General features: G+C 70.2%; 17 protein-coding genes. 8 read left to right on the plus strand and 9 right to left on the minus strand.

Translation table 11 applies throughout. The features are described from left to right. Positions 1-51: 51 nt before the first annotated feature. On the plus strand, positions 52-828 hold the full coding sequence (locus tag WH85_RS32310; RefSeq protein WP_045745887.1) for a hypothetical protein: 777 nt from the start codon (positions 52-54) through the stop codon (positions 826-828). 116 nt (positions 829-944) lie between these two features. Here the strand turns inward: WH85_RS32310 and WH85_RS32315 are convergent, their stop codons facing one another. Genes WH85_RS32315 through WH85_RS32345 form a run of 7 tightly spaced genes read right to left on the minus strand, consistent with a single transcriptional unit; the run spans position 945 to position 7,708 of the window. Further along, positions 945-2,078, minus strand: coding sequence for an ABC transporter substrate-binding protein (locus WH85_RS32315; RefSeq protein ID WP_045745858.1), 1,134 nt, complete (start codon positions 2,076-2,078; stop codon positions 945-947). A 32-nt stretch (positions 2,079-2,110) separates the two neighbouring features. Then, complete coding sequence (locus WH85_RS32320; protein ID WP_045745859.1) at positions 2,111-2,866, minus strand: ABC transporter permease; 756 nt, start codon at positions 2,864-2,866, stop codon at positions 2,111-2,113. Continuing rightward, positions 2,863-3,621: an ABC transporter ATP-binding protein gene (locus WH85_RS32325; RefSeq protein ID WP_045745860.1), complete on the minus strand. Its 759-nt coding sequence runs from the start codon at positions 3,619-3,621 to the stop codon at positions 2,863-2,865. The genes WH85_RS32320 and WH85_RS32325 overlap by 4 nt, the downstream gene beginning before the upstream one ends. After that, entirely contained in the window at positions 3,618-4,460 is an 843-nt protein-coding gene (locus WH85_RS32330; protein ID WP_045745861.1) for an ABC transporter permease, read from the minus strand. Before WH85_RS32330 ends, WH85_RS32325 begins: the two co-directional genes overlap by 4 nt. Further along, the gene (locus WH85_RS32335; protein ID WP_045745862.1) at positions 4,457-5,452 is read right to left on the minus strand and encodes a TIGR03842 family LLM class F420-dependent oxidoreductase; all 996 of its coding nucleotides are present in this window, start codon (positions 5,450-5,452) and stop codon (positions 4,457-4,459) included. Before WH85_RS32335 ends, WH85_RS32330 begins: the two co-directional genes overlap by 4 nt. 13 nt (positions 5,453-5,465) lie before the next feature. Continuing rightward, the gene (gene hydA, locus WH85_RS32340) at positions 5,466-6,869 is read right to left on the minus strand and encodes a dihydropyrimidinase (RefSeq protein WP_045745863.1); all 1,404 of its coding nucleotides are present in this window, start codon (positions 6,867-6,869) and stop codon (positions 5,466-5,468) included. Beyond that, the gene (locus WH85_RS32345; RefSeq protein WP_045745864.1) at positions 6,866-7,708 is read right to left on the minus strand and encodes a nitrilase-related carbon-nitrogen hydrolase; all 843 of its coding nucleotides are present in this window, start codon (positions 7,706-7,708) and stop codon (positions 6,866-6,868) included. The genes hydA and WH85_RS32345 overlap by 4 nt, the downstream gene beginning before the upstream one ends. A gap of 180 nt (positions 7,709-7,888) precedes the next feature. Between WH85_RS32345 and WH85_RS32350 the strand changes: the two genes are divergently transcribed. The 4 genes from WH85_RS32350 to WH85_RS32365 all read left to right on the plus strand — a co-directional run bounded on the left by WH85_RS32350 (position 7,889) and on the right by WH85_RS32365 (position 12,371). Continuing rightward, positions 7,889-9,265 carry an aminotransferase class I/II-fold pyridoxal phosphate-dependent enzyme gene (locus WH85_RS32350; protein ID WP_045745865.1) on the plus strand — a complete coding sequence of 459 codons (1,377 nt, stop codon included), beginning with the start codon at positions 7,889-7,891 and terminating at the stop codon, positions 9,263-9,265. A 40-nt stretch (positions 9,266-9,305) separates the two neighbouring features. Continuing rightward, positions 9,306-10,589 (plus strand): aspartate aminotransferase family protein, encoded by a 1,284-nt coding sequence (locus WH85_RS32355; protein ID WP_045745866.1) that lies wholly within the window; start codon positions 9,306-9,308, stop codon positions 10,587-10,589. A gap of 226 nt (positions 10,590-10,815) precedes the next feature. Then, on the plus strand, positions 10,816-12,051 hold the full coding sequence (locus WH85_RS32360) for an inorganic phosphate transporter (RefSeq protein WP_045745867.1): 1,236 nt from the start codon (positions 10,816-10,818) through the stop codon (positions 12,049-12,051). A gap of 11 nt (positions 12,052-12,062) precedes the next feature. After that, on the plus strand, positions 12,063-12,371 hold the full coding sequence (locus WH85_RS32365; RefSeq protein ID WP_045745868.1) for a hypothetical protein: 309 nt from the start codon (positions 12,063-12,065) through the stop codon (positions 12,369-12,371). A 147-nt stretch (positions 12,372-12,518) separates the two neighbouring features. Here WH85_RS32365 and WH85_RS32370 read toward each other — a convergent pair whose 3' ends face one another. Both WH85_RS32370 and WH85_RS32375 read right to left on the minus strand, forming a co-directional pair. After that, a complete protein-coding gene (locus tag WH85_RS32370) occupies positions 12,519-13,688 on the minus strand; it encodes a glycerophosphodiester phosphodiesterase (RefSeq protein WP_045745869.1) in 1,170 nt (389 codons plus the stop codon). Between the two features lie 314 nt (positions 13,689-14,002). Further along, positions 14,003-16,963 (minus strand): glycine--tRNA ligase, encoded by a 2,961-nt coding sequence (locus WH85_RS32375; RefSeq protein ID WP_045745870.1) that lies wholly within the window; start codon positions 16,961-16,963, stop codon positions 14,003-14,005. 341 nt (positions 16,964-17,304) lie between these two features. Here WH85_RS32375 and WH85_RS32380 point away from each other — a divergent pair, with 341 nt between their 5' ends. From WH85_RS32380 to WH85_RS32390, 3 genes are all read left to right on the plus strand, one after another. Then, a complete protein-coding gene (locus tag WH85_RS32380) occupies positions 17,305-18,804 on the plus strand; it encodes a sensor domain-containing diguanylate cyclase (RefSeq protein WP_245674186.1) in 1,500 nt (499 codons plus the stop codon). 123 nt (positions 18,805-18,927) lie between these two features. Then, a complete protein-coding gene (locus WH85_RS32385; protein WP_045745872.1) occupies positions 18,928-19,719 on the plus strand; it encodes a hypothetical protein in 792 nt (263 codons plus the stop codon). 253 nt (positions 19,720-19,972) lie between these two features. Next, a complete protein-coding gene (locus WH85_RS32390; RefSeq protein WP_045745873.1) occupies positions 19,973-21,748 on the plus strand; it encodes a glycoside hydrolase family 6 protein in 1,776 nt (591 codons plus the stop codon). The last annotated feature ends 102 nt before the right edge of the window (positions 21,749-21,850 follow it).

The raw sequence follows: 21,850 nt of genomic DNA on the forward strand, positions 1-21,850 counted from the left end.
CCTTCATCGAATCCTCAGCCGGGAAGGCAGCCGCTTTGTCAGGCTGTGGCGGTGACACAGCATCAGCTGAGGCATCCGGCGGCATGGTGGGCGCAGTTCGAGGAGGCCTCGGACCGGTTCGACACGGCGTATCTGACCGAGGGGCTCGGCGACCTGATCATCGCCAAGATCGCGTCACCGTTGCTGAAACGGGAGGCGGAGATCGCCGCCGACGTGGTGGTGCGGCACCTCAACAAGCCGGCCGCCGAGGAACTCGCCGAACGCTCCGAGCGGGCGGTGCAGCGTCTGGTCGACACCGTGCGGCGGCTCGAGGAGCGGTCCGGCGACGGGTTCGGCCTGGTCGAGGCGCAGGCCCTCTGCCACCTGATGGAGGGCCGTTTCGGCGAGGCCGCCGCGGCCGCCGAGGAGTTCGTCAAGACGCCGCAGATCCTGCGGGTGTTCGTCGGGGCGCTGCGGATGGAACGGTTCGACGGCGACGTGGCGGTCCGGATGCTGGCCGCCGGGCACTCGCCGGGTGCCGCCCTCAACTCCGGTTCGGTGATCGGCAGGTACAACTGGTGGCCCAAGTGGCTGTTGAAGATCGTCACCGAGCGGGCGCTGGCCGGGCACCTGGACGAGGAGACCGTGACGGCTCTGGACCGGTGCGCGTACGCCGAGCTCACCCCGGCCCAGTCCCGGATCGCCCGCCGTCTGCTGGAGGGCGAGGAGGCGCTGGTCGACGCGTCCGCGGTGCGGCTGGAGGGGATGGGTGAGGCCGAGGCGGCGGCGAAACTGCGCGAGGGCGACCTGACCGCTGTCGCCCTCGCCTGCCGCCTGATCCTGGTTTGACCCGCACAGGGGTGTGTTGTTTTCGGGCGCGCTACGCGCCCGAAAACTCAACACACCCCAAGCGCTGTGTTGAGTCCGGGCGCCGTAGGCGCCCGGACTCAACACACGAAAGAGCGTTACGCGCCGCCCTCGGTGAGGGTCACCGGGGCGGGCTGGAAGGACGCGCCGGTGACGTCCACACCGGCTGCCTTCGCCGCGTCGAGCGCCTGGTTGATGTAGTCGTTGGTGTACGCGAGACCCTCCGGTGCCTTGGTCAGCACGGTGTCGCCGGTCTGGTTCCTGGTGGTCATCGAGAGGTCGACGGTCTGCTTCCAGGCGGTCTCGTCGATCACGCCGATGCCGCCGGTGGACGGCCAGATCAGCTTGTTCGTCTCGGTCATCTGCCACAGCTGGTGGCTGGTGCCGAGCTTGGAGCCCTTGGCCACAACCATGTCGCGGCACTTCTCGGCGTTGTCCCGGCAGAACGCCCACCCCTGGATGGTGGCGGTCAGGAACCGTACCGTCTGGGCCTGGTAGTTCGGGTCGCTGAGCTTCTCGGTGTTCGCCCACACGGCGTCCTGCAGCATCGACGACCCCTCGGTCTTCCAGTCGATGATCGCGAAGTCGTCGGCGGTGTAGAGCTGCCCGGTCGCCGGGTTCTTGGCCTCCAGCAACTGGGCGTACTCGTTGTAGCTCATCGCCTGGGCGGCGTCGATCTCCTTCTTGAGCAGCGCCTGCATGTCGAACTGCTGCTGCACCAGGGTGACGTCCTTGCCGGGGTCGATGCCGGCCTTGGTCATGCCGGCGAACAGCTCGAACTCGTTGCCGAAGCCCCAGTTGCCGACCTTCTTGCCCTTGAGGTCGGCGGCGCTGGTGATGCCGCTGTCCTTCCACGCCACCTGGTACGTGCCGGACCGGGCGAAGATCTGGCCGACGTCGGTGATCCCGGCGCCCTGTTCGCGGGAGGCGAGGGCCTTGGGCACCCAGGCGACCGCGTAGTCCGCCTTTCCCTGGGCGAGCACGGTCTGCGGCACGATGTCGACGCCGCCTTCGAGCAGTTCGACGTCGAGGCCCTGGGCCCGGTAGAAGCCCTGGTCGACGGCGGCGATGTAACCGGCGAACTGGGCCTGGAAGAACCACTGCAGCTGGAGCTTGATCGGGGTGAGGCCGCCGCTGGGCGCGGTGGTCACCGCGGAGTCGGCGGTGCCGCAGCCGGCGAGAAGAAGGGCGGAAGCGGTGACAATAGAGGCAAATATCCGGTTTCGTCGCACAGGATCCTCCACAACGCGGAAATCGGGGGAACTCAGGAGATCAGTCGCGTCCGCCACGGCATGGCGAGCCGTTCCAGCAGCAGCGTGACCAGATAGAAGGAGAGTCCGAGCAGGCAGGCGCCGGCCACGAAGGCCCAGGCACGGGGATAGGCGGTGAACGCCGCAGCGGAGGTGATCCGCGCGCCGAGCCCGTCCTGCAGCCCGCCGAAGTACTCGGCGACGACCGCGGCGATCACGGCCAGCGACGACGCCTGCCGCAGACCGGTGAAGAGGTGGGGGAGCGCGCCGGGCAGCCGGACCTTGCGGGCGAACGTCCAGCCGCCGGCCGCGTACGTGCGCATCAGCTCCTGATGCACCGGGTCCACCTCGCGCAACCCGCGCAGCAGGTTGAGGAAGACCGGGAAGAACACCACGATGCCGGTGACCAGGCGGCGGGGCACGCTGCTGGTCGACTCGAACATGTTGTTGAGGATCGGGGCCAGCGCGATGATCGGCAGGGCGTTGAGCACCGCCGCGAACGGGACCGACACCTCGCCGAGCAGGCGGAACCGGCTGGCGGCGAGGGCGGCCAGGATCGCCAGCAGGGTGCCGCCGATCAGCCCGGTCAGGGCGTTGGCGCCGCTGGCCAGGGCCGCGTCGACGATGTTGCCGCGTTGCTCGAGGATCTGCGCCCCGATCGCCGACGGCGCGGGCAGGATGAACGGGGCGACCCGCCCCAGGGTCACGGTGAGTTCCCAGAGGACCAGGGCGAGGACGCCGACGACCACCGGCGGGACGACGCGCCTCATCCGCGCAGCGCCTTGCGTACCTCAGTGATCTTGTCGAAGTAGGCCGGCGCCTGACGTCCCGCCTCGTCCCGCGAGGGCAGTTTCACGTCGATCGCCGCGGTGATCCGTCCCGGTCGCGCCGACATCACCACCACCCGGTCGGAGAGGAACACCGCCTCGGAGATCGAGTGGGTGACGAAGACCGTGCTGGTGCCGGTCGCGGCACAGACCGCGAGCAGCTCGGCCTGCAGGCGTTCGCGGGTCATCTCGTCGAGCGCCCCGAACGGCTCGTCCATCAGCAGCAGCGGCGGCTGCACGGCCAGCGCGCGGGCGATGGCCACCCGCTGCTGCATGCCGCCGGAGAGCTGACCCGGGTAGTGGCCGGCGAACTCGCTCAGCCCGACCAGTTCCAGCATCTCCTCGGCCTTGGCCCGGCGTTCGGCCCGGCCCGCGCCGCGCAGCTCCAGCGGGAGCTCCACGTTGCGCCGCACGGTCCGCCACTCGAAGAGGCCGGCCTGCTGGAAGGCGATGCCGTAGGCCTGGTCGCGGCGGGCCTGCGCGGCGGTCGTACCGGCCACCGTGACCGTGCCGGTGGTCGGCGCGATCAGGTCGGCGATCAGGCGCAGCAGCGTGCTCTTGCCGCATCCGGACGGCCCGATCAGCGAGACGAACTCGCCGTCGGCGACCGTCAGATCGACATCGGAGAGGGCGAGCACCTCGTCGGGCCGGCCCGGGTTGAAGACCTTGGTGACGCCGGAGATCGCGACGGCGGTCATAGCGTGGCCACCTCCACGTGGCGACGGTGCCGCATCAGCGGCAGTTCGAGAAGACTGACGGCGCCGGCCACGAGCAGGCCGAGCAGCGCCGCGCCGAGCATCGCGGTGTAGACCTTGGCCGGGTCCGAGGTGGCCTCCCGGGCGTACTCGATGAGCAGCCGGCCGATGCCGCCGCGCGTACCCGTGGAGATCTCCCCGACGACGGCACCCACCACCGCCGCGGCCCCGGCCAGGCGCAACGCCGGGAAGAGATAGGGCAGCGCCGCGGGGAGACGCAGCGTCACCAGGGTGCGCCACCAGCCGGCGGCGTAGCTGCGCATCAGTTCCACGCCGGCGGCCGACGGCGACTGCAGACCGCGCAGCATGCCCACCGCGACCGGGAAGAAGGCCAGGTAGGCGGCGATCACCGCCACCGTCGCCCAGGGCGGCATCAGGACGCCGCCCCACCCGGCGATGAGCGGTGCGAGCGCCACGAGCGGCACGGTCTGGGAGATGATCACGTACGGGAGAAGCCCGCGCTCCACCACCCGGAACCGTTGCATCGCGACGGCCAGAGCCAGCCCGATCAACGCCCCGGCGACGAAACCGGCGGTGGTGATCCCCAGGGTGAACAGGCACGCGTCGACCACGACCCGCCACACCGGGCGGCCGCCGGTCAGCTCGGGGGCACCGAGCCGCTCGGCGATCGTCCACAGGTGCGGCATCGAGAGGTCGTCGGCGCGCGGGAGCACCCGCACGCCGAACAGCACCGTCCCGTCGGGGTTCCCGACGGCCTTGTACCCCTCCCAGGCCGCGGCCCCGGTCAGCAGCCCGGCCAGGACGGCGAGGAACCGTCTCATGCGAAGGCCGGGATGATCTGCTCGCCGTAGGCGTCCAGGGTGGACTCCTTCGCGTCGTGCTGCAGGTAGACCGCGAACTGGTCGACTCCCAGCTCCCGGAGTTCCTGCAGCCGTTTGACGTGGTTCTCCACCGGCCCCAGCACGCAGAACCGGTCGACGATCTCGTCGGGCACGAAACCGGTGTGGCTGTTGCCGGCCCGCCCGTGCTCGGCGTAGTCGTATCCCTCGCGGGCCTTGATGTAGTCGGTCAGCGCCTGCGGCACCGCGCCGTCGCCGCCGTACCGGGCGACGATGTCCGCCACGTGGTTGCCGACCATGCCGCCGAACCAGCGGGTCTGGTCCCGCTGATGCGCCAGGTCGTCGCCGACGTAGGCGGGTGCGGCCACGCAGAACTTGATGGCGTCCGGGTCCCTTTTATTCTTGACCGCGGCTTTTCTGACGGCGCCGATCATCCACTCGGCGATGTCCGGGTCGGCGAGCTGCAGGATGTACCCGTCGCCGACCTCACCGGTCAGCGCCAGAGCCTTGGGCCCGTACGCGGCGACCCACACCTCCAGCCGGCTGTCCGCCGCCCAGGCGAATCGGATCTCGTTGCCGCGTACGTTCGCGGCGGCACCGTTGCCCAGCGCCTTGATCACCTGCACGCTCTCGCGCAGCTGACCGAGGGTCTGCGGGGTGAGCCCGAGGACCCGCAGCGCCGAGTCGCCCCGGCCGATGCCGCAGACGGTCCGGTTGCCGTACATCTCGTTGAGCGTCGCGAACGTCGACGCGGTGACCGTCCAGTCCCGGGTGCCCGGGTTGGTCACCATCGGGCCGACCACGATCCGTTCGGTCGCGGCCAGGATCGCCGAGTAGACGACGTACGGCTCCTGCCAGAGCACGTGCGAGTCGAACGTCCAGAAGTGACTGAATCCGGCCGTCTCGGCCCGGCGCGCCCAGTCGACGAGGGCGAGCGCGGGCGGATCGTTCTGCATGACCACGCCGATGTCCATGGGCTCTCCCCTTTCAGAGCAGGTAGTCGCTGAGGCCGCGCTTGACGTACCGGCCCCGGCCGGCCCGGCCGGTGTACTCGCCGCCGGACGCGATCACCTCGCCCCGGGACAGGACCGTGTCGACCTTGCCGTCGATCTCCCAGCCCTCCCAGGCGGAGTGGTCCATGTTCATGTGGTGCGTCGCGGCGCTGATCCGGGTGCGCCCGTCCGGGTCGTAGAGCACGATGTCGGCGTCCGAGCCGGGGGCGATGATCCCCTTCTGCGGGAACAGGCCGAACATCCGTGCCGGCGTGGTCGCGATCGTCTCCACCCAGCGGCTCAGCGACAGCTTCCCGTCGACCACACCCTGGTAGAGCAGGTCCACCCGGTGTTCGACGCTGCCGATCCCGTTCGGGATCTTGGAGAAGTCGCCCAGGCCGAGCTCCTTCTGATCCTTGAAGCAGAACGGGCAGTGGTCGGTGGAGACCACCGACAGGTCGTTGGTCCGCAGTCCCTGCCACAGGTCGGCCCGGTGGCTCTCGTGCTTGCTGCGCAGCGGCGTCGAGCACACCCACTTGGCGCCCTCGAAGCCCGGCGCCCCCAGCTGGTCCTCCAGCGTCAGGTACAGATATTGCGGGCAGGTCTCGGCGAACACGTTGCGCCCCAGGTCGCGGGCCGCCTTCACCTGCTCGAGAGCCTTGGAGGCGCTCAGGTGCACGATGTAGAGCGGGCAGTCCGCGGCGACCGACGCCAGCCAGATCGACCGGCTGGTGGCCTCCGCCTCCAGCTCCTGCGGCCGGGTCAGGCCGTGGTGCAGCGGGCTGGTCTCGCCGCGTTCCAGGGCCTGCTTGACCAGCACGTCGATGGCCGGGCCGTTCTCCGCGTGCATCATGATCATGGCGCCGTTGTCCCGGGCCTTCTGCATGGCGCGCAGGATCTGGCCGTCGTCGGAGTAGAACACCCCGGGGTACGCCATGAACAGTTTGAAGCTGCTGATCCCCTCGGTGGCGACCAGGTAGTCCATCGCCTTGAGCGACTCGTCGTCCACCCCGCCGAGGATCATGTGGAACGCGTAGTCGATGTGGCAGTTGCCCTCGGCCTTGCCGTGCCAGGCGGCCAGACCGTCCTGGACCACCTCGCCGGTCCGCTGCACCGCGAAGTCGATGATCGTGGTGGTGCCGCCGATCGCCGCCGCCCGGGTGCCGGTGTCGAAGGTGTCGCTGGCGTGCGTGCCGCCGAACGGCAGCTCCATGTGGGTGTGCGCGTCGACGGCACCCGGGATGACGAGCTTCCCGGTGGCGTCGATGGTGTCGTCGACGGACGGGGCCTGTCCGGGTGCGTACAACGCGGCGATCTTCTCGCCGTCGATCAGCACGTCGGCGAGGATGGCGCCGGTCGGGCCGACGACCGTCCCGCCCTTGATCAGCTTGACGGTCACGGCGCCACCAGCCCGTCGTAGCTGTCCGGCCGCCGGTCGCGGTAGAACTGCCAGCGGTCCCGGACCGTGCCCAGCAGGCCCAGGTCCAGGTCGCGGATGATCAGTTCCGGCTGGTGGGTGTCGCCGACCTCGCCGACGAACTTACCCTCCGGGTCCACGAAGTACGTCTGGCCGTAGAAGTCGTTGTCACCGAGATCCTCGACGCCGACCCGGTTGATCGCGCCGATGAAGTACTCGTTGGCGACCGCGCTGGCCGGCTGCTCCAGCTGCCACAGATAGCTGGACAGGCCCCGGCTGGTGGCCGACGGGTTGAAGACGATCTGCGCGCCGTTCAGGCCGAGAGCCCGCCAACCCTCCGGGAAGTGCCGGTCGTAACAGATGTAGACGCCGACCCGGCCGACCGCGGTGTCGAAAACGGGATAACCGAGGTTTCCCGGACGGAAGTAGAACTTCTCCCAGAAACCCTTCACCTGCGGGATGTGGTTCTTGCGGTATTTACCGAGATATCTGCCGTCCGCGTCGACCACGGCGGCGGTGTTGTAGAGGACGCCGGGCTGCTCCTGCTCGTACATCGGCAGGACCATGACCATTCCCAGTTCGGCGGCGAGCGCCTGGAACCGCTCGGTGGTCGGGCCGGGGATCGATTCCGCGTACTCGTAGTACGCCGCGTCCTGGACCTGGCAGAAGTACGGTCCGTAGAAGAGTTCCTGGAAGCAGATCACCTTCGCGCCCTGGGCGGCGGCATCCCGGGCGTAGGCCTCGTGCGCCTTGATCATCGATTCCTTGTCGCCCGTCCAGGTGGTCTGGACGAGGGCGGCTCGGACGACTCCGGTCGTCATGACGGCCCCTCTCTATTTGATCTTCAGGCGAGTGCTCGGCACCTGTGATCGTCTGTTTACTCCCCGATTTGACCCCTGCGCTAGGGCTTGCTTGTGAGCGCCGGATGCCGTAGGACACTAACGACACACATTGGAGCGGACAATTGCCCGAACGTTACGGAATGTTTCGGAGAGAATAATTTGCTGACGCTGATCACGGGGGCGGTTCAGGATCGGAGCGCCCGGGGGATCGCCGCGGCCGTCAGCCGTCTGATCACCGCCGGACGGCTCACGGCGGGCGCCCGCCTGCCCACCGTCCGCGAGGTCGCCGGCAAGCTCGGCGTCAGCCCGACCACGGTCAGCGAGGCCTGGCGCAACCTGATCCAGGCCGGCGCCATCCAGACCCGCGGACGCTCCGGCACCTTCGTCGCCGGTCCGCTGCCGGCCCGCGAACGCCTGCGGTACACCCAGCTCAGCGGCGCCGGGATGCACATGCCCCGCGACCTGTCCACCGGCGTGCCCGACCCGGCGCTGCTGCCCGACCTCAGCGAGTCGTTGCGCCGCATCGGCGACGGCCGGTGGGCCGGCAGCTACCTGGACGCCCCGGTGCTGCCCGCACTGGAGACCGTGCTGCGCGAGCGGTGGCCGTACCGTCCGGAGAGACTGACCGTGGTGGACGGTGCGATGGACGCGCTGGACCGGATCGTGGCGGCCGTGCTGCGCTACGGCGACCACGTGCTCGTCGAGAACCCGGCCTTCCCGCCCTTGCTCGACCTGCTGCAGGCGGTCGGCGCCACCGTCGTCGGCGTGCCGATGGACTCCCGCGGCATCGAGCCCGGGGCGCTGCGCGACGCTCTCCGGCAGTACCGGGCCACCGCCCTCTTCCTGCAGCCACGGGCACACAACCCGACCGGGGCCAGCATGGACGCCGCCCGGGCCGCCGAACTCGCCGACGTGCTGCTGGAGGCGCCGCACCTGCTGGTGGTCGAGGACGACCACGCCGGGGACATCGCCACCGCGCCGCCGGTCAGCCTCGGGCGCTACCTGGCCGACCGCACCGTGCACGTCGCCAGCTTCTCCAAGAGCCACGGACCGGACCTGCGGCTCGCGGCGGTCGGCGGGCCGGCCCACGTGCTCGACGCGGTCGCCGACCGGCGACTCCTCGGGCCGGGGTGGTCCAGTCGGCTGCTGCAGGGCGTACTCCTGGATCTGCTGACCGACCCGAGCGTGGCCGCCCAGGTCTCCACCGCCAAGGAGGTCTATGCCGCGCGCCGCGCGGCCCTCCTCGCGGCGCTGAGCGAACGCGGGGTGCGGGCCACCGCCGGCGACGGCATCAACATGTGGGTGGCGGTGCCCGACCAGCAGAACGCGATGGTGGCCCTGGCCGCCCGCGGCGTCGCGGCCGCCCCCGGCGCCCCGTTCTGCGTCACCCCGCTCGGTGAGGACCACATCCGCGTCACCGTCGGCCTGGTCGACGACGGCTACGACGACCTGGCCGACGTGCTCGCGTCGGCCGCGTTCCGGACCAGCCGCGGCAGCGGCCGGCGCGACCCGGGCCATCCGCACGGCTGGCGCTGACTTCTTGGATCAACCGCAGGAACAACAGTGGAGGTACCCGATGAGTCTTCTGGATCGGCATCGCGCGGTGATGCCGCAATGGATGCCCGTCTACTACGGCGACGACGCCCTGGAGATCGTCTCCGGCTCCGGCCGCCGTGTCGTCGACGCCACCGGCCGCAGTTACCTGGACTTCTTCGGCGGCGTGCTGACCACGATGATCGGCTACGACATCGCCGAGATCAGCGACGCGGTCCGCCGGCAGGTCGACACCGGGGTCGCGCACACCTCGACCCTCTATCTCATCAAGCAGCAGGTCGAACTGGCCGAGAAGATCGCCCGGCTGTCCGGCATCCCGGACGCCCGGGTCTTCTTCACCAACTCCGGCTCCGAGGCCAACGAGTCGGCCCTGCTGTTCGCCGCCAACGTGCGCCGTTCCAACCAGATCCTGGCGATCAAGAACAGCTACCACGGGCGGACCTTCGCCACGATGGCCGTCACCGGGCACCGGAGCTGGTCGTCCAGCTCCCTCAGCCCTCTGACCGTCAACTGGCTGTCCTCCGCCGACCGGCTCCGCGGCCGGATGGCCGGGCTCGACGACGGCGACCTGATCGACGCGGCCGTCGACGACCTGCGCGAGGTCCTGGCCACCGTCACCGCCGGCGACGTGGCCGCCCTCATCGCCGAACCCATCCAGGGCGTCGGCGGCTTCGTCCACGGGCCGGACGGGCTCCTCGGCGCCTACCGCAAGGTCCTCGACGAGCACGGCATCCTGCTCATCGCCGACGAGGTGCAGACCGGCTGGGGGCGCACCGGCGACCACTTCTGGGGATACCAGGCCCACGACGTCACCCCCGACCTGATCACCTTCGCCAAGGGCATCGGCAACGGGTACGCCCTGGGCGGCGTCGTCGGCCGCGCCGAGGTGATGAACGCGGTCCCGGCGATCAGCTTCTCCACCTTCGGCGGCAACCCGGTCAGCGCGGCCGCCGGCAATGCCGTCCTCGATTACCTCCTCGACCACGACCTGCAGGGCAACGCCCGCCGGGTGGGGGAGATCCTGCTCGGCGGCCTGCGCGGGGTGGACAGCCCGATCGTCGGCGAGGTCCGCGGCCGCGGCCTGATGATCGGCATCGAGTTCGTCCGCCCCGGCACCCGCGAGCCCGACCCGGCCGTCACCGTCCAGGTGTTCGACAGGTGCCGCGAGGGCGGCCTGCTGGTCGGCAAGGGCGGCCTGTACGGCAACGTGCTGCGCCTGGGCCCGGCCCTGACCCTGACCGAGGACGAGGCCCGCGAGGGCCTGGCCGTCCTCACCGAGGCGATCGCCGCCGCGTCCGCGGCCTGATTTTCAAGGCAGGTGCCCGATGAGCAAAATCGGGCACCTGTGAGCCGCCTATGGACCGGATATCCCTAAGAAAGTGTTCATCCTCACGCCGTTGACATCACCTGTCGTGATCGATTGATCACTATGAGTTCAACTTTAGGAAACTTGAGGTTAACGCGGGCCGAATCTTGTACACGCTGCGTTCCGCCTCTGGCTGTGTGAGGGTTGCTCGGGTCACGATCACCGCGTGACTGAAACATCCGTGATCTTGGCGCTGGTGGTCGTGACGGCCCTGGCCTTCGATTTCACCAACGGGTTCCACGACACCGCGAATGCGATGGCCACGTCCATCGCGACGAAGGCGCTGCGGCCGAAGACCGCCGTCGCCCTCTCCGGCATCCTGAACCTGGTGGGCGCCTTCCTCTCGGTCGAGGTCGCGCTGACCGTCACCAACGCCGTCGTCAAGATTCAGGACAAGACCGGCGCCCCCAAGGCTGAGCTGCTCGCGGACGGCGGCAACGCCCTCCTGCTGATCATCCTGGCCGGTCTGGTGGGCGGCATCGTCTGGAATCTGCTCACCTGGCTCCTCGGCCTCCCGTCGAGCTCCTCGCATGCTCTGTTCGGCGGCCTGGTCGGCGCCACCGTCGCGGGCCTCGGATGGGCCGGCGTCAACTGGAACGGTGACGGGTCGAAGCTCGACGGCGTGGTCGGCAAGGTCATGCTGCCGGCGCTGATCTCCCCACTGATCGCCGGTCTGGTGGCGGCCGTCGGCACCTGGGTGATCTTCAAGATCACCGCCGGTGTGGCGGAGCGTTTCACCCGGAACGGCTTCCGCTGGGGGCAGATCGGCAGCGCCTCGCTCGTCTCCCTCGCGCACGGCACCAACGACGCGCAGAAGACGATGGGCGTGATCACGCTCGCGCTGATCGCCAGCGGACACTGGAGTGACCTGGAGAACATCCCGTTCTGGGTCAAGATCTCCGCCGCGCTGGCCATCGCGCTCGGCACCTACCTGGGCGGCTGGCGGATCATCCGGACCCTCGGCAAGGGCCTGACCGACATCAACCCGCCGCAGGGCACCGCCGCCCAGTCCGGCGCGGCCGCGGTCATCCTGGCCTCCAGCCACCTCGGCTTCGCGCTCTCCACCACGCACGTCGCCACCGGTTCGGTGCTCGGGTCCGGCATCGGCCGTCCCGGCGCGAAGGTCCGCTGGGCCGTCGCCGCCCGCATGGTCGCCGCCTGGATGATCACCTTCCCGGCCGCAGCCCTGATCGGTGGGGCGATGTGGTGGGTCGGCGACACCGTCGGCGGGACCGCCGGCGCGCTCGTCGTCTTCGTCCTGCTCTGCATCGCCTCGGTCGCGATGTACCTGCGCTCCCGTACCGGCCGCGTCGACCACGACAACGTGAACGACGACTGGGACGGCGAGACGACCGTGACCACGACCCCGGCCGGCCCGATTCCGGCCGTCGCGGCGAACTGAGAGGCGACGTCATGCACAACCTGGGATTCGCCCTCGACGGCGCCTGGCAGGTCCTGCTCGCCGGTCTGGCCCTCGGTGCCGGCCTGCCGATCCTCTTCGCCCTCGGCATCCGGTCGCTGGCCTGGGGTGCGGGTGAGGCCGCGGTCGGCGTCAACGGGGTCACCGCCGGCCGCCGCCGCCCGATCGGCACGGCTGCCGGTTACGCCCTCTTCGGGATCGTCGTGCTGGGCGTGCTGCTCGGCCTGGCGTTCATCGTCTCCACCGGCTTCGGCTACAAGCTCAGCTTCGAGCACATCTACCCGACGTTCATCGCCAAATAACCCCATTTTTTAGGGTACGAGCCACAACTCCCTCAAAAACTACGACTTCTTGGAGCAGGCGGCGACGGCCGGCGTACCGCGCTTGCGCGCCCGGAGGATGTGCCTCCGGGCGCGACTTCGTGCGTATCGGTGATCCCCGCCAGGTGGTCAGGCGGCGACCGTCGCCCGTGCCACCACACCGATGTCCGGGTTGTCGGTGAACAGCCCGTCGATCCCGGTCCGCAGGAACGTCACCTGCTCGTCGATCGCCTTGCCGTACGCGGTCGGATCCGCCCCCACCCGCAGCTCCGCCGGCAGGAACGAGTTCTCCGCCCGGAACGTGTACGGAACGACCTTGATCCCGGCCGCGTGCGCGTTCGCCACCAGGGCCGTCGGCGTGCCCAGCGTCCCGTCCGCGTTCCGCGGGATGATCTGGTTCTTCTCCGGCCCGAGGAAGTCCACGTACTCGGCGAGTTCGGACAGCCCCTTCGGCGTCAGGTAGTCGGCGTAGCTGCGCGGATCGTGGTACGGCGTCCCCGACGCGCTGGTCAGGAACACCAGCGGCACCTGGAGCCGGTGTTCGCCGGCCAGGTCCCGCAGGTTCGCCGACTCGAACGACTGCACCACGATCTTCGCGCCCCGCTTGTCCAGGCCGTTGCGCCGTAGCACCGTGACCAGTGGCTTCTCCAGTCCGAGGCCGAGGGCCGCGAAGTACGTCGGGTGCTTGGTCTCCGGGATCACCCCGACGTCGCGGCCCAGTTCCCGGGTGAGCCGCTTGCGCAGGTCCAGCACCTCCTGGAAGGTCGGCACCTGGTATCGGCCGTCGTACAGGGTGTTGCGCTGCCGGATCGACGGGATCCGCTCGGTGGCCCGCAGCGTCTTCAGCTCGGCGAGGGTGAAGTCGTGCGTGAACCATCCGGTGACGCTCACCCCGTCAAGCGTGACGGTCCGTTTCCGATCAGCGAACTCCGGCCGCGACCCCACGTCGGTGGTGCCGCCGATCTCCGGTTCGTGCCGGCACACCAGCACCCCGTCCGACGTGATCACCAGGTCGGGTTCCATGTAGTCGGCACCCAGCCGCGCCGCCAGCTCGTAGCTGGCCAGCGTGTGTTCCGGACGGTATCCCGAGGCACCCCGGTGCCCGACGATCAGCGGCGTGCCCGGCCGCCCGCCGCCTCCCGAGCCGGTGCCGGTGAACCCGGCCGCGGTCCCCGTGTCGATCGTGTGCGCCCCGGTCACGGCATCCCCGGCCAGCGCGGGTGACGCGATACCCCCGGCCAGCACCGGCGTGGCCGCGGCCACCGCTCCGATACGCAGCACCTGACGGCGATCAGCCACGTCTCCTCCACCACCTGTTGGACCGGCGCTCCTCGCCGGCCGTCGAGGTGAGTCGACGTGATCCAGTGATCGTCCAGGCGACGTTTCCCTGACGTGTCCGCGAACGCCCGCCCAACGTCGACCGCCGTCACCCGTCCGAGTCGTTCCACTCCCACCCACCCCGGTACGCGCCCACCGCCGTGGGCCCGGCGGCGTCCTCGGGTGTCTCAACGCCCGGGCGCGTCCCGGGGCGATCCGGAGTCGCCCTATCGTGCGGAAAGCACCGGCCCGGCCGATCGCGGGTGCGACCGTGCCGGGCCGGGGCCTCGCATCCGTCAGAACCGCAGGTGCGCCCAGTCGAGCAGGCCGTCGCCGAGGTCCCGCACCGTCGCCAGCAGGCCCAGCCGGGCCGCCCGCACGGTCGGGTCCTCCGCCATCACGAACACCTCGTCGAAGAAGGTCCCCAGCGGCGTCACCAGCGGCTGGGTCACCGCCACGAAGGACGCGACGTCGGTGATCCCGGAGACCTCGATCTTGTCGACCGCGGCGTGCAGCGCCAGCTCGGCCGGCTCGGACAGCACCGCGGCGTCGTACCCTGCCGGGGTGCCGGCCGGAACGATCCGCCGGGCCCGCTGCACCGCGCCCGCCACCGCGATGAACCCGGGGTCGGACACCGCCGGGGCCAGCTGACCGAGCAGCATGTCGGCCTGCGACGGCCGGGCGGCGTGCGGCAGCACCGCGCGGACCCGGTCCACCGGCTGACCCTCCTCGGTCAGGGCCTGCTCGAGACGCTTCGCGAAGAACTCGGCGATCTCGGTGAGCAGCGGTGCCGGCACCTCCACCGGCTGCGCCTCGGCGGCCAGCTTCAGGCCCTCCACCAGGTCCAGCCCGGCCAGCGCCGGCACGCCGCGCTGCACCGCGAAGAGCCCCAGCACCGCCCGCCGCACCGCGAACGGGTCACTCGACCCGGTCGGCAGCCCGACGGTCGCGGCCAGCCCGGCCACCAGGTCCAGCCGGTCGGCGATCGAGAGCAGCGCCCCCGGCACGGTCAGCGGCAGCGAGTCGCCGGTGTTGCGGGGCAGTTCGGTGTCGAGCACCGCCTGCGCCACCACCCGGTCCTCACCGGCGTGCAGCGCGTAATCGCGGCCCATCACCCCGGCCAGGCTGGTCATCTCGGTGACCAGCTGGGAACCCAGGTCGAACTTGATCAGCTCGGCGGCCCGGGACAGCGCCCCCGACTCGAGGCCGAGCATCGCCGCCAGGCGCAGGGCCAGGGCCGCGATCCGGTCGGCCCGGTCGGCCATCGATCCCAGCCTGTCGGTGAAGGTGAGCCGGGCCAGCTTCGCCCGCATGTCGGCGATCGGCGTCGCCAGGTCCGCGCGGTAGAAGAAGGCCGCGTCCTCGTACCTCGCGCGCAGCACCGCCTCGTTGCCGCCGCGCACCAGCTCGACGTCGACCGGGCCGTTCGCCACGGTCACGAACATCGGCAGCAGCGTGCCGTCCGCCGACCGGACCGGCAGGTACCGCTGGTGCTTTCGCATCACCGTGGTCAGCACCGGGTCGGGCAGTTCCAGGTACTTCTCGTCGAACGTGCCGAGCAGCGGCAGCGGCTGCTCCACCAGGTCGGTGATCTGGTCGATCAGGGACGACTCGCCCTTGACGTCGATCGTCCCGTCCGGGTAGACGAGGTCCTGCGCGCCGATGACGATCAGCTCACGGCGGTCCTCGTGGTCGGCGACGATCCCGTTGACGCCGAGCGTCTCCAGGAACGACTCGGCCGACTCGATCGCGACGACCGGGGTGGCCGCGGTGCGCAGCAGCCGGGTCTCGCGGCCGGCGGACAGCGTGGAGACGGCCACCGGGACGACGTCGTCACCCCAGAGCGCGACCAGCCAGCGGACCGGCCGGCTGAAGGTCAGCTTCGGGTCGTTCCACCGCATGTTCTTGGCGGCCCGCAGACCGGTGACGACCTGCGCCAGCACACCGGCCAGCACGGTGGGTGCCGCGCGGCCCGCCTCGTGCTTCGTGACGACCACGTGGGGTACGCCGTTCAGCTCGACGGTCTCGACGTCGGCCACGGTCACGCCCTGGCCGCGTACGAAACCCTCGAGTGCCTTCGTGGGGGTGCCGTCCGCCCCGTACGCCGCCTGGGCCTTGGGCCCGCGCACCACCCGCTCGTGATCGTCCTCGCGGGCCCCGACCGCCTGCACGACGGCGATGAGCCGGCGCGGCGTCCCGAAGACCCGGATGTCCCCGTGCGCCAGACGGGTGCCCGCCAGCCCCTCGGTCATCAGGCGCATCACCTGTTCGCGGGCGGACCGCAGCTCGCTCGGCGGCAGCTCCTCGGTGCCGATCTCGAAGACCAGCGTCCGTGCGCCGGTGCCGGTCTGCACGGCCGCGGCGGCCCGGGCGGCGTCCAGCGGCTCGGTCAGGCCGAGCGGGTGCTCGAGTTCGGCGCGGCGGCCCACCCACAGCTTGGCGACCTCGCCGGCCAGGCGTCGCATCCGGGCGAACTCGGCGGCCCGCTCGGCGGTGGAGACCGCGCCGCGGGAGTCCAGCACGTTGAACGCCTGCGAGCACTTGAGCACGTAGCTGTGCGCGGGCACCGGCAGCCCGGCGTCGATCATGCGCTGGGCCTCGCCGGCGTAGATCTCCAGCAGCCGCCGGTTGGCCTCGATGTCGGCGTCGTCGAGGTAGTAGCGCGACATCTCGTACTCGGACTGGGCGAAGACCTCGCCGTAGCTGACGCCCGGGGCGTACGCGATCTCCTTGAAGTGGGTCTTCTCCTGGAGCGCCATGATGATCCGCTCGATGCCGTACGTGATCTCCACGCTGACCGGGTCGAGGTTCAGGCCGCCGGCCTGCTGGAAGTAGGTGAACTGGGTGATCTCCAGCCCGTCGAGCCAGACCTCCCAGCCCAGTCCCCAGGCGCCGAGCGCGGGGGAGGCCCAGTTGTCCTCGACGAACCGGACGTCGTGGGCGGCCACGTCGATACCGAGCGCCGCGAGGCTGCCCAGGTAGAGCTCCTGCGGGTTCCCCGGGTCGGGCTTGAGGATCACCTGGAGCTGGGTGTGGGTCTGAAGGCGATTCGGATTCTCGCCGTATCGGGAATCGTCGGGACGGACCGACGGCTCCACGTAAACTACCTTCCAGGGCTCCGGTCCGAGAACGCGCAGGAAGGTCGCCGGATTCAAGGTGCCGGCGCCGACCTCGGTGTTCATCGGTTGAACGGTCAGGCAGCCCTGTTCCGTCCAATACTTGGTCAACCGGGCCAGTGCATCCTGCATGGTGAGCATGGGACCGAAGTCTAGGTGCGCCCCCACCGGGCGCTGGGTCGAGGCGTGCGATCCGGTCGCGCATTTCATACCGTACGCGCAGCCGGCCGACTCCTCGGGCGCCGCACCGCGTCCTGGCCGTGGCGATCAGCCACGACCGGTCCGGTGGCGCCATCCGTCCACCGTCCGAACGGTCACCGACCGTCCCGGACATCCGTCCTCATGCACGGGAGTCCGTTCCCGGACCACCCGGCCGCTCCTGATTTGTGACGAGTCCCAAGTGCCAGCGATTCAAGTAGGCGGCCTCGGTGCCGACCTCTAGGGCCATGAGTGTGGGCAGCGAGATGCACACAGCCGGACCTGTGGTGGATGCCATCGGGGAGTCGGCGCTGGTCGTGGACCGGCAGGCACTGCTTCTGGCCGAACTGGTGGCGTTCATGACCAAGGACACCCCTTCGGTCCAGAACGTCCTGGACCTGACCGCCCCGCACCTGGTGGAGATCGCCGGGCTGACCGCGGCGACGGTCTTCGAGCTGGACTCGGAGACCGGCATGATGACGCCGGGTGCCCAGCACGGCGAGCCGGGGCGGCGCGACCAGATGGTCGCGGGCAAGGTGTTCCGGACGCCGGCCGGTGGCAAGCCGGTGGTCAGCGGCGAACAGATGGCGGCCCGGCTGCGCATCGGCGGGCAGACCGTCGGCGTGCTGCTGCTGACCGGCACCAACCTGGCCGAGCTGATGCAGGACACCATCTCGACGATGGCCCTGCACTTCGCCACCACGTTGCAGGGGCTGGCCGCCGAGAAGCAGCGGCAGTTCGTCGCGCTCACCACGGACACCATCCGTGAGCTGTTCGAGCAGGGCATGTCGGCCGGCAGTGTGGAGTCCGCGGCCGAGTTGCTGGCCCGGTCCTGTGCCACGGCGTTCCGTGCCGAGGTGGCCGGTATGCACCTGATCGACAACGAAGGCAAGATCCGGTACGTGCACGGCGTCGGCATGGAGGACGCCCAGCGGGACCTGCTGCGGGCCACCATGGTCGGCAAGTCGGCCACCGACTCGCCGATCTGGCAGGCCGCCGCCGAGACCGGCGAACCGGTCATGGTCGGCGACATCACCGTGGCGAAGACGAAGGACGAGGGGTTCGCCCAGCTCATCGGGGTCCGCTCGTTCATCGCGATGCCGCTGATGTCGGGCAGCGGACCGGTCGGCATGGTGATGTGCGGCGACTCCAGCGGCACCCGGGAGTGGAGTTCCCGTGACCGGATCCTGGCCCAGCAGCTGGCCGCCGAGGGCGCGATGATCCTGGACAGCGCCCGGATGCGGCAGAACGCCCAGCTGCACGTCGACGAGCTGACCCGGCACGCGTTCCACGACTCGCTGACCGGTCTGCCCAACCGCAAGTTCCTGCTGGACCGGGCCGAGCAGGCGGTCGACATCGCGGCCGCCACCGGCACCCGGCTGGCCCTGCTGCTGCTCGACCTCAACGGTTTCAAGCAGGTCAACGACACCGTCGGGCACCACGCCGGCGACGTGCTGCTGCAGTTGGTGGCCAAGCGCCTGCAGCAGGTGGTCCGGCGCCCGGACATGGTGTCGCGTCTCGGCGGTGACGAGTTCGCGGTGCTGGTCACCGGCAACCCGGACGAGAAGGCCTCGGTGGCGGTCGGCGAGCGGATCTGCGACGTGCTGCGCGACCCGTTCGACATCGAGGGACAGACCGTCAAGATCGGGGCCAGCATCGGTGTCGCGCTCTTCCCGGACCACGGGATCGAGTTCGGTTCGATCATGAAGGACGCGGACGCCTCGATGTACGAGGCGAAGCGCGGCGGTGGCGGTGTCTGCCTGACCGGCGGAGGCCCCTCCTGATCCGTCCTTTCCCGGTGCGGCGCCGGACGCGCCGTCGTCCTTGCGGTCTCCCTACCGATCTGTCCTGAATGCTAGCTTTCGGGTGATTAGCCCGAAAGTCGGGCGACCGGAAGGACGATCGCGGTGCGCCGAATCAGCCTGCTCGCAGCCACGACCACCCTGATCGCTCTGCTTCCCGGGCCCGCCGCCGGCGCCGGGCGGTTGGACGATGCCGGCCCGTCGGCGGTCCTGCCGGAGCCGGCCGGGGAGGCGCGGGTCACGATGATGTTCGACGTGGCGCCCGGCGAGGTGTCGCGCGGCTCCCGCGTCGTCCTGCGCGGCCGGGCCGGAAACGGCGACGAGGGCAACGCCGGCCTGGTCGACCTGTACTTTCGCCGCTCCGCAGCCGAGCCGTGGGCCAGGGCCGGCACCACGACCGCCTCCGGGGCCGGGCACTTCAGCGCCACGCTGACCGCCTCCGAGTCCGGCGACTACCAGGCCGTCTACCGGGGCAACAAGACCCGCGGGGCGGCCGTCGCCAGTGACTACCTGGCCGTCTTCACCACCCGGCTGGTGACCCGGATGCTGTTCACCTGGTCCGGCACCCGTCTCCAGTGCCGTCCCGCCTGCACGGCCACCGGTCCGGCGCAGGCGCTCGGGCCCGGCCCGGTCAAGGTGGTCTTCCGCCGGTCCTGCCGGCAGCCCGGGTCCGGCGGCAGTATCGGGTTCGCCGTGGACCCGGCGGCCGCGCGTATCCCCGGCGACCCGGCCTGGCGCGACTTCCCGGACGGCGCCGGCCCGACCGAGTTCGATCTGACGCCGGCCGCCTCGTCCGGTCGGTTCCGCCTGACCTGGCTGAGCACCCCCGGTGCGGACACGACCTGTGACCTCTCCTTCAGCGCCGCCCAGCGGTCCACCGAGAAGCTCTACCTCTGAAGCGACGGCCCTCGCCGCGCGTGAGTACCCGACCATGTGAGGTCCGGTCCGCCGAGAGGCTCTACCTCGGAAGCGATGGCCCCCCGGGGCTGCGGAAAGGGGCATGAACCCGGGATTGCCCTTGTGTTTCGGGATCATTGCGCTGGGAGCGCTCCCATGTAATGCTGTCGATGTCGGCCAACGATATCCACCAATACGTTGGCCGCCGTTCCCCGGCGCCCTCCGCGCCGCACCCCCGTCTCGAGGAGCCCCGATGAGACCCATCCCCACCCGCGCCCGGGCCGTCACGGCCGCCGTCGCCGTGGGCGTCGTCGCCGCCTCCGGCGCCGTCGCCGTGGCGACCAGCGCCAGTGCCGCGGCCGGCTGCCGTGTCGACTACTCGGTCAACCAGTGGAGCAGCGGCTTCACCGGCAACGTCACGGTCACCAACCTCGGCGATGCGATCTCCAACGGCTGGAACCTGACCTGGACCTGGGCCGGCAACCAGTCGATCACCCAGGCGTGGAGCGCCACTGTCACCCAGTCCGGCCAGAACGTCACCGCCACCAACGCGTCCTGGGCCGCCTCGCTGCCGACCAGCGGCACGGCGAACTTCGGCTTCAACGCCAACTACTCCGGGACGAACACCGCGCCGGCCACCTTCTCGCTCAACGGCACGGCCTGCACCGGAAGCGTCCCGAGCGGCAGCCCGTCGACCAGCCCGAGCACGTCGACGAACCCCAGCCCCAGCACGTCGACCAACCCCAGCCCCAGCACCAGCACCAACCCGACCGCCAAGGTCGACAACCCGTACGCCGGCGCCCGCGGTTACAACAACCCGGAGTGGAAGGCGAAGGCCGAATCGGTCTCCGGCGGCAGCCGGGTCTCCAGCAACCCGACCGCGGTGTGGATCGACCGGATCGCCGCGATCAACGGCACCCCGGACAGCACCTCGAACGGCGCGATGGGCGTCCGTGACCACCTGGACGCCGCCCTCGCCCAGGGTGCCGGTTACATCCAGTTCGTCATCTACAACCTGCCCGGCCGGGACTGCGCCGCCCTCGCCTCGAACGGTGAGCTGGGCCCGACCGAACTGCCGCGCTACAAGAGCGAGTACATCGACCCGATCGCCGCGATCCAGGCCGACCCGAAGTACGCGAGCCTGCGGATCGTCAACATCGTCGAGATCGACTCGCTGCCGAACCTGGTCACCAACACGTCCGGGAACGCCGGCGGCACCGCGATGTGCGACACCATGAAGGCCAACGGCGGCTACGTGCAGGGCGTCGGCTACGCGCTGCAGAAGCTGGGCGCGATCGGCAACGTCTACAACTACGTCGACGCCGCCCACCACGGCTGGATCGGCTGGGACTCGAACTTCGGGCCGACCGCCGACATCATGCTGCAGGCCGCCCAGGCCTCCGGCAGCGTCAACAACGTGCACGGCTTCATCACCAACACGGCGAACTACTCCGCGCTGCGGGAGCCGTACTTCACGGTGACCACGAACGTCAACGGCACCTCGGTGCGCCAGTCCAAGTGGGTCGACTGGAACCAGTACGTCGACGAGCTCTCGTTCGCCCAGGCGTTCCGCACCAAGCTGGTGTCGATCGGCTTCAACTCCAGCATCGGCATGCTGATCGACACGTCCCGCAACGGCTGGGGCGGATCGGCCCGGCCCACCGCGGCGAGCACCTCGACGAACGTCGACACCTTCGTCAACGAGTCCCGGGTCGACCGCCGCATCCACGCCGGCAACTGGTGCAACCAGTCCGGTGCGGGCCTCGGCGAGCGTCCCACCGCGGCTCCGGCCTCCGGCATCGACGCCTACGTCTGGGTCAAGCCGCCGGGTGAGTCGGACGGCTCGAGCACCGAGATCCCGAACAACGAGGGCAAGGGCTTCGACCGGATGTGCGACCCGACCTACACCGGCAACGCCCGTAACGGCAACAACCTGACCGGTGCGCTCTCCGGCGCCCCGATCTCGGGAGCCTGGTTCCCGGCGCAGTTCGCCCAGCTGATGGCGAACGCGTACCCGGCACTCTCCTGATCCCTTCCACCATCAGGAGGGGCCGGCCGGCGCCGATCAGGCGCCGGCCGGTTCAGGTCTGTCCGTTCCTCTTTCAAGAACAACCCCTTCGCCGGGTACGCA

Source organism: Actinoplanes rectilineatus (assembly GCF_000962825.1).
Taxonomy (GTDB): domain Bacteria; phylum Actinomycetota; class Actinomycetes; order Mycobacteriales; family Micromonosporaceae; genus Actinoplanes; species Actinoplanes rectilineatus.